Source organism: Dietzia alimentaria 72 (genome assembly GCF_000226215.1).
Lineage (GTDB): Bacteria > Actinomycetota > Actinomycetes > Mycobacteriales > Mycobacteriaceae > Dietzia > Dietzia alimentaria.
Genome location: NZ_AGFF01000023.1, coordinates 35,298 through 47,511 on the forward strand (window position 1 = coordinate 35,298; position 12,214 = coordinate 47,511).

General features: G+C 68.3%; 10 protein-coding genes. 7 read left to right on the forward strand and 3 right to left on the reverse strand.

Annotated features, from left to right (window positions below; genetic code table 11):
- Positions 1-10: 10 nt before the first annotated feature.
- From ON04_RS09605 to ON04_RS09615, 3 genes are read left to right on the forward strand one after another with little or no spacing between them, the layout of a single operon-like run.
- The gene (locus tag ON04_RS09605) at positions 11-1,891 is read left to right on the forward strand and encodes an ABC transporter substrate-binding protein (protein ID WP_050815317.1); all 1,881 of its coding nucleotides are present in this window, start codon (positions 11-13) and stop codon (positions 1,889-1,891) included.
- The gene (gene mshB / locus ON04_RS09610) at positions 1,888-2,781 is read left to right on the forward strand and encodes an N-acetyl-1-D-myo-inositol-2-amino-2-deoxy-alpha-D-glucopyranoside deacetylase (protein WP_010541399.1); all 894 of its coding nucleotides are present in this window, start codon (positions 1,888-1,890) and stop codon (positions 2,779-2,781) included. The genes ON04_RS09605 and mshB overlap by 4 nt, the downstream gene beginning before the upstream one ends.
- Positions 2,778-3,212 carry a hypothetical protein gene (locus ON04_RS09615; protein WP_010541400.1) on the forward strand — a complete coding sequence of 145 codons (435 nt, stop codon included), beginning with the start codon at positions 2,778-2,780 and terminating at the stop codon, positions 3,210-3,212. Before mshB ends, ON04_RS09615 begins: the two co-directional genes overlap by 4 nt.
- Here the strand turns inward: ON04_RS09615 and ON04_RS09620 are convergent.
- Positions 3,183-4,874 (reverse strand): PH domain-containing protein, encoded by a 1,692-nt coding sequence (locus ON04_RS09620; protein ID WP_010541401.1) that lies wholly within the window; start codon positions 4,872-4,874, stop codon positions 3,183-3,185. The genes ON04_RS09615 and ON04_RS09620 overlap by 30 nt on opposite strands.
- Positions 4,871-5,515 (reverse strand): PH domain-containing protein, encoded by a 645-nt coding sequence (locus tag ON04_RS09625; RefSeq protein WP_010541402.1) that lies wholly within the window; start codon positions 5,513-5,515, stop codon positions 4,871-4,873. The genes ON04_RS09620 and ON04_RS09625 overlap by 4 nt, the downstream gene beginning before the upstream one ends.
- A 100-nt stretch (positions 5,516-5,615) precedes the next feature.
- Between ON04_RS09625 and ON04_RS09630 the strand changes: the two genes are divergently transcribed.
- The 3 genes from ON04_RS09630 to dapC all read left to right on the forward strand — a co-directional run bounded on the left by ON04_RS09630 (position 5,616) and on the right by dapC (position 9,724).
- Positions 5,616-8,198, forward strand: coding sequence for a bifunctional FO biosynthesis protein CofGH (locus ON04_RS09630; protein ID WP_050815325.1), 2,583 nt, complete (start codon positions 5,616-5,618; stop codon positions 8,196-8,198).
- A gap of 86 nt (positions 8,199-8,284) precedes the next feature.
- Positions 8,285-8,608: a ferredoxin gene (gene fdxA / locus ON04_RS09635; protein WP_010541404.1), complete on the forward strand. Its 324-nt coding sequence runs from the start codon at positions 8,285-8,287 to the stop codon at positions 8,606-8,608.
- Positions 8,609-8,614: 6 nt separating this feature from the next.
- On the forward strand, positions 8,615-9,724 hold the full coding sequence (gene dapC, locus ON04_RS09640) for a succinyldiaminopimelate transaminase (protein WP_010541405.1): 1,110 nt from the start codon (positions 8,615-8,617) through the stop codon (positions 9,722-9,724).
- A 274-nt stretch (positions 9,725-9,998) separates the two neighbouring features.
- Here dapC and dapD read toward each other — a convergent pair whose 3' ends face one another.
- Complete coding sequence (gene dapD, locus ON04_RS09645) at positions 9,999-10,967, reverse strand: 2,3,4,5-tetrahydropyridine-2,6-dicarboxylate N-succinyltransferase (RefSeq protein ID WP_010541406.1); 969 nt, start codon at positions 10,965-10,967, stop codon at positions 9,999-10,001.
- Between the two features lie 61 nt (positions 10,968-11,028).
- On the opposite strand from dapD, the gene dapE reads away from it, so the two are divergent.
- A complete protein-coding gene (gene dapE, locus ON04_RS09650; RefSeq protein ID WP_029458153.1) occupies positions 11,029-12,195 on the forward strand; it encodes a succinyl-diaminopimelate desuccinylase in 1,167 nt (388 codons plus the stop codon).
- Positions 12,196-12,214: the final 19 nt, after the last annotated feature.

Below are 12,214 nucleotides of genomic sequence, written 5' to 3' on the forward strand. Positions count from 1 at the left end.
CGAGGCCTGGATGACGACGAGGGGGGCGTCGAGGCGTCGCCGGGCGGCTGCGGTCGTGGCCACCGCGGTCGCCCTCTTGGTCGTCTCCGGGTGTGTGGCCGATCCTCCCCCGCCCACCGTGGTGGGGGAGGATCGTACTGACGGTGCGCCCGTCAGTCTCTCGGGGGGCGGCGTCCTGCTGGCCCTTGACCGGGTGGACCCGGGATTCAATCCCCACCTGCTGGCCAACCAGGGCGTGGACACCGACCTGGTTGCCTCGCTGCTGCTGCCCAGTGCATTCGTCCGTGGCGCCGACGGCGAACCCGTGCTAAACCGCGCGCTGCTGGTGTCGGCGGAACCGCTGGCCGGTGCGACGGCCACCATCCGCTACACGATCCATCCCAAGGCCCAGTGGTCTGACGGTGTGCCGGTAGCAGCGGAGGACTTCGAGTACCTGTGGCGACAGATGACCACGCAGCCCGGGGTGGTGGACCCCGCCGGGTACGAGCGAATTGTCGCGGTCCGCTCCGGAGCCGGCGGCAAGGTCGTGGACGTGGTCTTTGACACCCCGACCGAACAGTGGCGTGACCTGTTTTCGAACCTGCTGCCGGGACACATTCTCAAAGATGCGCCCGACGGATTCCAGGGCGCGATGGCGTCTCTGCCGGTGATGAGCGCCGGACCGTTCATGATCCGTGATGCCGACATCGGGCGGGGGGTGATCGAGTTCGTCCGCAACGACAGGTACTGGGCGCAAGCCCCCGAACCGGATCAGATCGTGGTCAGGCGCGCGACCGGAGCCGGGCAGGTTGGTGCGGCTCTACGAGACGGACCTGGATCGATGGCGTTGGTGCCGGCGACCCCGGTGGCGGCTGACGTCGCGGCCACCGTGCCTGGCGTACGAAGTGTGCGTTCCGTTGAGGCGGCGCAGCTGGAACTCGCTCTCAATACCGTCGCGCCATCCGCCGGGCAGATCGCGGTCCGGCGGGCGATCGCCGCAGCGATCGACCCCACCACGGTGGGTCGCATCGTCACAGGCGAGTCCACCCCGGCGACCACCAACTTTCCTTTCCCCACCGGATCCGCGACGACGCCGACCGGCGGTGCCGACGTTGTGGAGCGCGAACTGGCCGCGGCTGGATACACGCGCCCCGGCAAACGGTGGGAACGAGCCGCAACCCCTCTGAGCATCACTCTTGGCGTCGAGGCCGCGGACGAGCGGGCCCTGACCGCCGCGTACACGGTCGCCGATCAGTTGCGGGGTCGGGGGATCGGTGCCCGGGTCTGGGAACTGGACCCAGTAGCGCTCTACGCGGACGCGTTACCTCATGGGCTGATCGACGGGGTGGTGGGTTGGCAGCGGGCCGATGGGAGTGCGGAGGTCGCCGCTACGTCACGATTCGCCTGTACTGCCACGGCGGAGGCCACGGAGAAGACCGACGTCAGCACCACCGCCGAGGAATCCTCAGATACCGGAGCCAGTGCGACCACCGGCTCCGTCACACTGACGCGCCCACGTACGACCGTCTCCAGTCTCATCCCGCCCGAACCGGATAGCGGTGAGTCCCCCGCGACTGACAGGACCACCGCCACCACTACCGCTGGCACCACGCCGACTCGCACCGTGGGAGTCGACTCCCCGGCCCGGGCAGCCGACGTGTCGGGACTGTGTGATTCGGCGCTCGATCGAGCTCTAGGGGTCGGCGGTGGCGCCACCGACCTGTCCACGGCTGCGGAGCTCGTCGCCGAGCAGGCCGTGCGAATCCCCCTGGTCCGTCCTACGTTGTTGCTGTCGGAGAACGGCGTGGACGGTGTACGTTCCGGCAGGGGACGGCCCGACAGCGGCGCGGATAGACCCCGGGGCGTCACCGATATCTTCGGCACCGCACCCACCTGGAGGAGGATCGGATGAGTAACATCGTGCCCCCGTCCGCGAGCGGAGTGCGTGCTCTGTTCGTACACGCCCACCCCGACGACGAGACGATCACCACCGGTGGATCCATCGCCGCCCTCGTGTCCGCGGGAGCTGAGGTCCGGGTGCTCACGTGCACCCTCGGAGAAGAAGGGGAGGTGCTCGGTGACGAGTTCTCCGGGCTCGTCGCCGACCGGGCTGACCAGTTGGGCGGATACCGCATCGGCGAGTTGGCCGGCGCACTGCGCGCTCTTGGTGTGCAGGCGCCCCGCTTTCTCGGTGGCGCCGGCCGCTGGCGCGATTCCGGCATGGCAGGGACACCGTCCGCTGACCATCCCCGCGCCTTCGTGAAGTCCGGCCCGGAGGCCGTGGACGACCTTGTGGCCGCACTCGACGACTGGCGGCCCCAGCTCGTCGTGACGTACGACCCGCAGGGCGGCTACGGCCACCCGGATCACATCCGCGCCCACGAGATCGTCCACGCCGCGATCGAGGCGGCCCAGCACAGGCCCGCACGTGTGGCCTGGACGGTCACCGCGCGCTCGGAGGTGTCCCGTCGTCATCCGGCACCGCCCGAGCACCTGCGACCCGCCCACGAGGGCGAACTCCCGTCGGTACCCGACTCCAGGTTGACCCATCGTGTGCCACTGGACGCGTCCGCGTACGCGGCAAAACTCGAGGCACTGACCAGCCACGCCACCCAACTGGAACTGGTGCCCGGTGTCGAAGAGGAGTGCTGGTTCCTCGCGCTGACAAACAACGTGCTGCAGCCTGTCCCGCAGAGCGAGTGGTATATATCGCGTGATCTGCCGGATGCCAGGGGTTCCTACGTCAAGTGCCCCCCGGGCTCGGCCCATCTGCTCGACGGCTTGGCTGGGGAGCGCTCGTGACCGCTGGTTCGTCCGACCTGGATCTCGACGTTGCGGGCCGGACGTCGGTCGGCAGCACACCTTCCGGCATCGAACTCGGGGGCGCGCTGGTGCTCCTCGCCGTGGGCTCCGCTACGAGCTGCGTCATCGCGTCGGCGTGGCTGACCATGTACATCGGGCCGGTGCCGTTCCCGATCACGGTGATCGCGGCCGGGGTCTGGTCGCTGTTTCTGGTCCGGGTGGCTGCCAGCTGGTCGGACCGCACCATCGTGGCGGCCTTTCCTGCGCTGGTGTGGATACTCACCCTCATCGCGCTCGACATGGGCCCCGGCGACGACATGCCGGTGCCGATCGGCCTGCGCGGCCTGGCGTTGCTGGCCTTCGGCGGGCTCATCCCGCTATGGGTGGCCACCCTCGGCCGGTCACTGGCGCCGGATACCCATCGACGGTGAATACCGGGCGCTCACGTCCTCCGGGTCGTGCCACACGTCGGTGATCCCCGGCGTCAACTCCTCCGCCAGCGTCCACGCCTCGTCCGCCGCGATATCTACCACTGAGTAGACACCGTTGCCGGCGGGGGTGGCGGCAGACACCGTCGCCACCCCCGCGGAACGTTGGAAGACCGACTGGGTGACCGTCCAGCCGATGATGCCCTCGGCCTCGAGGACGGAGCGCTTGGCACTCCACGAACCATGAGAGGTCACCAACATCCCCGGTAGCAGGGCGTGTCCGAGCATGCGGATGCGGTCGAAAGACAGCAGCAGGAAAAACACCAGGGCGCCGGGGATGCCCCAGTGGACCCAGACGTCGGTGGACGGCCCGGAATCGATGCGGACCAGGACGATGAGCCCCGCGACGACCCAGAACGGCAGCAGCCCGCGCGTGATCCGACGACGCGTGGCCTTCCACGGGTGACGCCGAAGCTTGATGGACACCGGGGTCTCGTCGCCGAGGATCCGTATGGCGACCCGGCGAACATCGCCGATCGGGGCCTGAGGCAGCAGCGTGGAGGCAGTGGCGCCCTTTTTGGTTCCCGTCATGACGGGCTCGAGTCGACCGCCACCGATCATCCGCAGATACACCGGCAGTCGTATCTCGACGCCGCGTAAACGGGCCTTGTCCAAGGCCTGGTGTTTGCGTCGGAGTATTCCGTTCTGCACGTAGAGCAGCTGCCCGTGGTCCGTGAGGGCGTACTTGCCGTACCGGATCGCGTAGGTGACCACCGCGAGGACACCGGCCACCAGCCAGACGGCGATGCCCTTGCCGACAAATGCCCAGGGCTCACCTAGTGAGTCCAGCCAGGCGATGGTGCCGGTGACCACGGCGAGGTCCATGACCCGGTCGTGCATGTCTCCCATCTGCCACGAGATGAGCCAGAGAGAGAACAGGACACCGAATCCGAGGAAGGAGAACGGCGCGAAACGTGCCCAGGTGATCCGCCAGCGGGCGATGTCCTCGCCGTACCTGGAACCCCACTGCGCCTCGTCTTCCTCGGTCAACGTGGGGTCCATGGCGCGGCGGTGCGCCAGTAGCTCGTCGCGCAGTGGCTCCACCAGCGCGGTGTCGATAGCGTTGAGTCGGAACCTCTCCGCATCGGACTTGCCGGCATCGGATCGACCCGTGCCCACCTCCACGATCGACACCCGCATGACACGGTGGAACAGGTCCGACTCCGTGTCGACACTGCGGATGCGATTCCGGGCGACGGTCACCACCTGTCGGCTGAAGAAGCCCTTCTTGAGGATGATGTGCGTCCGGCCGACCTGGTAGCTGGTCGACAACCACCGCAGCAGACCCGCCAGCACGACCAGCGAAATGATGGTGATCTCGAACCAGTAGTTGCTGCGGTTGGAGCCCAGCCACAGGGAGATCAGGAACAGCGGGAGCAGACGCGTGAGCGAACCCAGTGGGTCGACCAGGAGCATTCGCCACGATAACCGTTCCCACGGGGCTTCCGGATCGACCTTGTCCTCCACCGCGGGTTCGTCCGCGCCGAGGACCTCCTCGGCCCGTTCCGCCCCCACTGTTGACGCGGTCTCGACGGCGGAGACGGTCTCGTCGTCGTCGACCCCCTCTACGTCGGACCCCGCGGTGGCCGCCTCCCGGCCGGTCACGTGCCGTCCGCCGAGTCGAGGTTCGCGATGGCAATCAGGTGTTGGGCCAGCGCCTCCGCATCCGCCAGGTTGAGCCCACGGATCTCAACGGTGCCCTGCGCGGAGGCGGTGGAGGCGTTCACCGTCGCGAGCCCGAACCACCGCTCGAACAGAGTTCGCGTGGTGTACACAGTCTGCAGCCGCGCCAGGGGCGCGATGCGGAACTGCGTCGTCCACCATCCCTTCCGCGAGCACACAGCGGTGTCCGAAACATCCCAGCGAGCCACGAGATACCGCCAGTACGGCGCCACCACGATGCCCATGAAGGCAAACGGCACGGTCACCGCCAGGGCGACCCAATTCCAGAAGCCCATCACATTGTCGCCCCAGAAGAACCAGGCCACCTGCAATCCGGCGAGGACCATCCACGACCAGATTCCCTCGACGACGAAAAGGAACGGGGTGCGCTTCTCAATCCGGTGGCGCGGCGCGGTGATGAGTACGCGGTTGGAGGTGAGCAACGCGTCGCCGGCATCGGGGCCGGGCCCATCGTCAACGGCGACACGCGGCGCGCGGAGAGCGTGGGCACCCCCCACATCGGTGGCCGGGGCGGACACCAGAGGGTCCCCGTTGGTGCGGAGGGTGGCGACGGGATCGGACATGCGCACCAGAGTAGTGGGGCCGCGACAGCGTCACCGCGCTGACCACCCACGCAGCACCGGACGACCGGCCTTGCGCCGACGTGGGGCATCATCGGTGACCATGGATCCCGCACCCTCGATAGTTGATCCCGACCCCACGCCCTCGGCCATGCGACGCGCCCTGCGCCGCGCGGCGGACGGGCTCACCCTCGACACCACCGAAGCCGCGGTCCTCCTCGCGGCCCGGGGCGACGATCTGGACCGTCTCACCGGACTGGCCGCCGCCCGCCGCGATGCGCGACTCATCGATGAGGGGCGTCCGGGCGTCGTCACCTACTCCCGCAAAGTATTTGTCCCGCTGACGCGTCTGTGCCGCGACAAATGTCATTACTGCACCTTCGTCACGGTCCCGGGCAAGCTCCGCGCGGCGGGCGAGGGGATGTTCCTCGACCCCGACGAGGTGGTGGAACTGTGCCGCCGTGGCGCCGAGGCGGGCTGTAAGGAGGCTCTGTTCACGCTGGGGGACCGGCCCGAAGATCGCTGGCCGGAGGCTCGGGAATGGCTGGAGTCGCGCGGTTTCTCCTCGACGTTGGACTACGTGCGGGCCATGGCGATCCGGGTGCTCGAGGAGACCGGTCTGCTACCGCATCTCAATCCGGGCGTGATGAGCTGGGCCGAACTCTCGCGACTCAAGCCTGTCGCGCCGTCCATGGGCATGATGCTTGAGACAACCTCCACCCGCCTGTTCACGACGCCCGGCGAGGCGCACTACGGCAGCCCCGACAAGGACCCGGCCGTCCGCATGCGGACGCTGACCGATGCGGGTCGGCTGGCCGTGCCGTTCACCACCGGAATCCTGGTCGGCATAGGGGAGAACCGGACCGAGCGCGCGGAGAGTCTGCTCGCGCTGGCCGGTCTGGCGCGCGAGTTCGGCCACCTGCAAGAGGTGATCGTCCAGAACTTCCGGGCCAAACCCGATACCGCCATGCGTGGCGCGGACGATGCGGGCAGGGACGAGTTCCTGGCCGCGATCGCCGTCGCCCGGCTGGTCCTGGACCCGCGTGTGGCGGTGCAGGCTCCGCCCAACCTCGTGGACCGTGAGGATGTCCTCGCGCTCATCGACGCGGGTGTCGATGACCTGGGGGGGATCTCGCCCCTCACGCCCGACCACGTCAACCCCGAGCGGCCGTGGCCCCACCTGGCGGGCCTGACCGCTGATCTCGCCGACGCCGGATGGACGTTGACAGAGCGTCTCACGGCACATCCCCGCTACGTCGGTGCCGGCGATGCGTGGATCGACCCGAGGGTGGCCGGCCATGTGCGCGCGCTGGCCGATCCGGCGAGCGGCCTGGCGGCCGTGGGGAACGACGACGACGAGTTGGTCCGCCCCACCGGAATGCCGTGGCAGGAGCCCGACGACGACTGGGACTCGAGCGGACGGATCGATCTGAACACTGCGATCGACTCCGAGGGCCGCAACACCGACACCCGCTCCGACATCGGCGAGGCCTTCGGTAACTGGGACGTCATCCGGGCCCGCGCGGCCGAGCTGGGAGCGGCAGCCCTGGTCCCCGAGCGCGCTGACGCGGAGGTCCTCTCCGCCCTGCGGGCCGCCGAAACCGATCCCGCTGGGCTCACCGACGAGCAGTACCTGGCGCTCGCCACCGCCACCGGCGATGGGCTGGCGGCGGTCGCGGGTCTGGCTGACCGCATTCGCGCCGAAGTTGTGGGGGACACGGTGACCTACGTGGTCAACCGCAACATCAATTTCTCCAATATTTGCTACACCGGCTGCAGATTCTGCGCGTTCGCCCAGCGTAAGGGTGATGCAGACGCGTTCTCACTGTCGACCTCCGAGGTCGCCGACCGAGCGTACGAGGCACACGTTTCCGGGGCCTCCGAGGTGTGTATGCAGGGGGGCATCGACCCCGACCTGCCGGTGTCGGGGTACGCCGACCTCGTGCGCGCGGTCAAGGAGCGGGTGCCGTCGATGCACGTCCATGCGTTCAGCCCCATGGAGATATCCAACGGCGCCTCCCGCTCAGGCGTGGGTGTCCGCGAATGGCTGACCGACCTACGCGCGGCCGGTCTGGACTCCATCCCGGGCACGGCGGCGGAGATACTCGACGACGAGGTCCGCTGGGTTCTGACCAAGGGCAAGCTCCCCGCCTCGGAATGGATCGACATCGTCACCACCGCCCACGAGGTGGGGCTGCGGTCGAGTTCGACCATGATGTACGGCCATGTGGACACCCCGCGGCATTGGGTGGCGCACCTGCGCACCCTGCGTGGCATTCAAGAACGCACCGGCGGATTCACCGAGTTCGTGCCGCTGCCGTTCGTGCACCGCAGTGCCCCGCTCTACCTCGCCGGCGCCTCTCGTCCCGGGCCGACCCGCGAGGAGAACGTGGCGGTGCACGCGCTGGCGCGGATCATGCTCCACGGTGCGATCGACCACGTGCAGACCAGCTGGGTCAAGCTCGGTGTGGCCGGGACGCGCACAATGCTGCGCTCGGGCGCCGACGATCTGGGCGGCACCCTGATGGAGGAGACCATCTCGAGGATGGCCGGGGCGGAGAACGGTTCCGCCCGGACACCAGAGGAGATCGAGGAGATCGCCACCGGGATCGGTCGACCCGCGCGGGCCCGGAGCACGCTCTACGGCCCGGCCCCCCAACCGGTCCCTGTGACACTCGTCACGTAGCGTGGCGCACCAGTGGGGCGGAACACACGGTGGGGGTCCGGGTGGCATACGATGCATGCCATACCGCTACGAGGAAGGTGGCTGACGTGACCTACACGATCGCCGAGCCGTGCGTTGACGTTATGGACAAGTCCTGCGTCGAGGAGTGCCCGGTCGACTGCATATACGAGGGTGGGCGGATGCTGTACATCCACCCCGACGAGTGCGTGGACTGCGGAGCCTGTGAGCCGGTCTGTCCCGTCGAGGCCATCTTCTACGAGGATGACACCCCCGAGGAGTGGACAGAGTACAACGCGACCAACGCCGACTTCTTCGTCGAGTTGGGGTCACCGGGCGGCGCCGCAAAGGTCGGCAAGGTCGACTACGACACGCCGTTCGTCAAGGCGCTTCCGCCCATGAACGAGGAATGACCTGCGGTGGCTCGTCCTGAGCGTCGTCCGCCCGGTCGCGAGCTGCCCGAGTTCCCCTGGGACACTCTGGCGGGTGCCCGCGACCGGGCGTCCACGTATCCGGAGGGGCTGGTCGACCTCACTGTCGGCACACCCGTCGATCCCGTGGCGCCGGTGATCCGCGAGGCACTCGCGGCGGCTTCCGCCGAGCCCGGCTACCCCACCACGGTTGGACGGCCCGAGTTGCGGCAGGCCGCGGCCGACGCCCTCTCCCGTCGATACGGCGCCACCGGCCTGACTCCGGATTCCATCCTGCCGGTGATCGGGACCAAAGAACTGATCGCGGGACTGCCCGCCCAACTCGGGTTCGGGCCTGGCCACACTGTCGTTGTCCCGGAAGTGGCGTACCCGACGTATGAGGTGGGCGCGCGGATCGCGGGTGCGCGGGTGGTCCGTGCGGATTCCCTGATGCAGCTCGGCCCCTCTACCCCTGACCTGCTTTACCTGAACTCGCCGTCTAACCCGACCGGCAAGATCCTCGGCATTGAACATCTCCGCAAGGTCGTGGGCTGGGCCCGTGACCGCGGCGTGATCGTGGCCGCTGACGAGTGTTATCTCGGTTTGGTGTGGGAGGGGGAGGCACCCTCGATCCTCGATTCCCGGGTCTGTGAAGGGGACCACACCAATCTGCTCGCCCTGCACTCGCTGTCCAAAACCTCGAACTTGGCCTCCTACCGGGCGGGGTTCGTCGCGGGGGATCCCGCACTCGTCGCAGACCTTCTCGCGGTGCGTAAACACGCCGGTCTCATGATGCCCCTGCCAATCCAGTCCGCCATGGCCGCGGCCCTGCGCGACGACGCCCATGAGGCGGAGCAACGTGAGCGGTACCGGGCCCGGCGGGCACGCCTTCTGCCGGCTGTCGAAGCCGCGGGCTTTCGGATCGACTACTCCGAGGCGGGCTTGTACCTCTGGGCGACCCGCGACGAGCCGTGCCGCGACACCGTGGACTGGTTCGCGCAGCGGGGAATGCTGGTGGCGCCTGGTGAGTTTTACGGTCCGGCGGGGGGTCGGCACGTCCGGATCGCTCTCACGGCTACCGACGAGACGATCTCCGAGGCAGTCAGCAGACTCGCTTGACCAGGCCCACTCATTTGGCGCCGCCCCAGTCAGCCTTGCACTGTCCTGCCCACCCCAGCCGGCCCAGCTTTGCCCTGCCCGGCCCAGGATCGACCCAGCTTTGCCCTCCCCAGCCGCTGAAGCATCCGCACCCGCGCCTGTACGCGTAGTCCACAGCCGCCACCGTCGATGAACTCCGGCACGCGCTTCGGCGGGAGCGCGAGTTCATCGACGGTGGCGGCTGTGTTGCATGGACACGTCGCAGGTGTGGGTACGCGACATGCGCCGCAAGAGATCAGTCGTTGGCGTGCAGGTTCGAGTTGAGCTCGACTCTCTCGCGCTTCCACGGCACGGCTTCGACCGCGCCTGACAGTGAGTTGCGGCGGAAGAGCAGGTTATCCATCCCGGAGAGCTGGCCGGCTTTGATCGGCTCCTTGTCCGCCCAGGCCCCGGCGCGCACGTCCACCTTGGTGCCGGCGGTGACGTAGAGACCAGCTTCGACCACGCAGTCGTCGCCCAGCGAGATGCCGACACCGGAGTTGGCACCCAGCAGGCAGCGCTCACCGATGGAGATGGTCTCTTTGCCGCCGCCGGAGAGTGTGCCCATGATGGAGGCGCCACCTCCGACATCCGAATCGGCGCCCACCACGACACCGGCGGATACGCGCCCCTCGATCATCGAGGCGCCGAGAGTCCCGGCGTTGAAGTTCACAAATCCTTCGTGCATCACGGTGGTGCCCTCGGCGAGATGGGCACCCAGGCGGACCCGGTCAGCGTCCGCGATTCGGACCCCGCTGGGGATCACGTAGTCCACCATCCGGGGAAACTTGTCCACGCTGTAGACGGTCAGGGCGCCGCGAGAACGCAGCTTTGCTCGTACGAGTTCGAAGCCGGGGACGGCGCAGGGCCCGAAGTTGGTCCACACGACGTTGGTGAGCGTGCCGAACAGCCCGTCCATATTGGCGAAGTGCGGCTTGATCAGCCGATGACTGATCAGGTGCAGCCGGAGATAGGCGTCGTAGGCGTCGGTCGGCGCCTGCGTGAGGTCGTCGATCTCCACCCGTACGGCGACCCGCTCGACACCGCGATCGACGTCGGGCCCGGTCAGTGGTGCGAGATCGGAGGGGATCTCGTCTCCGGACAAAGCTCGGTGACCGCCCTGAGATGCGGCACCGAGCTCCGGTGCGGGATACCACACGTCCAGGACCGTGTGGTCGGACGTCAGGGTGGCTATTCCTGTGGCCAGTGCTCCATGTGCGCTCATGGTCTCGATGCTAACCGGCGGCGCCGACGCTGACCGGTTACCGGCATCTAAGGTGGACGCCGTGAACGCCGTTCCCGACCTGACAGTGAACCCGATCGACCTCACTCGATCCCTGGTCGACATCGCCAGCCCCTCCCGTGAGGAGGGCGCGATCGCCTCGGCTGTGCACGCGGCGCTCCGCGGCGCGGTTGACGGGTTCAGCGGCCCGGCCGCCGGTCGCACCGAAGTGATCCGCGTCGGCAACCGGGTCCTGGCCCGGACCAACCGGGGGCTGCCTACCAGGGTCGTCCTGGCGGGCCACCTGGACACTGTGCCCGTCGCGGACAACATTCCGTGCAGCGTCACAGGTGAGGGTGCCGACCTCGTGCTGCACGGGTGCGGGACTGTTGACATGAAGTCCGGAGACGCCGTTTTCCTCCATCTGTTCGCGACCCTCGCGGACTCCCACGCGCTTGCTCATGACCTCACTCTGGTGCTCTATGACTGCGAAGAGATCGAAGCCACCGCGAACGGGTTGGGCCTGATCGAACGCTCGCACCGGGACTGGCTGGACGGTGATGTGGCGATCCTCGGCGAACCGACGGGTGGTCAACTCGAGGCGGGCTGCCAGGGGACGCTCCGGATCCGGGTCCACGCCCGTGGTGTCCGTGCGCACTCGGCACGCAGCTGGTTGGGCGACAACGCGGTCCATCGCCTCGCGCCGATCCTCGCGGCCCTCGGGGCGTACGAGCCGCGGTCGGTGGACATCGACGGTTGTGTGTACCGGGAGGGACTACAGGCTGTCCGCATGTCGGCGGGCGTCGCGGGGAACACCGTTCCGGACGAGGCCTGGATGGACGTGAACTTCCGCTCCGCTCCGGACCGCGACACCCAGGCGTCACTCACGCACGCGCTCCAGACGCTCGGACTGACTGAGGCGCAGCGTGTGCGCCAGGGCCAGGCGCCTCCCGCAGAACCCGGGCTGTACTGGGAACTCACCGACCTCTCGCCAGGTGCGCTGCCCGGGCTGAGCGCCCCGGCCGCCGCGGATCTCGTGCGGGCGACCGGCGGGCGCGTTCGGGCGAAATTCGGCTGGACCGACGTGTCGAGGTTCGCTGCACTCGGTATTCCGGCCGTCAACCTGGGGCCGGGCGACCCGGGGCTCGCCCATAAGCGAGATGAACACTGCCCGGCAGCGCAGATCACCGAGGTGGCTGACATGCTCCGCGCGTACCTGACCAACGACTGACCCCGCACCACCAGACCTG

Coding starts and splice junctions, on each gene's coding strand:
- ON04_RS09605 (WP_050815317.1), top strand. CDS start 11: ATGACGACGAGGGGGGCGTCGAGGCGTCGCCGGGCGGCTGCGGTCGTG.
- mshB (WP_010541399.1), top strand. CDS start 1,888: ATGAGTAACATCGTGCCCCCGTCCGCGAGCGGAGTGCGTGCTCTGTTC.
- ON04_RS09625 (WP_010541402.1), bottom strand. CDS start 5,515: ATGTCCGATCCCGTCGCCACCCTCCGCACCAACGGGGACCCTCTGGTG.
- ON04_RS09630 (WP_050815325.1), top strand. CDS start 5,616: ATGGATCCCGCACCCTCGATAGTTGATCCCGACCCCACGCCCTCGGCC.
- dapD (WP_010541406.1), bottom strand. CDS start 10,967: ATGAGCGCACATGGAGCACTGGCCACAGGAATAGCCACCCTGACGTCC.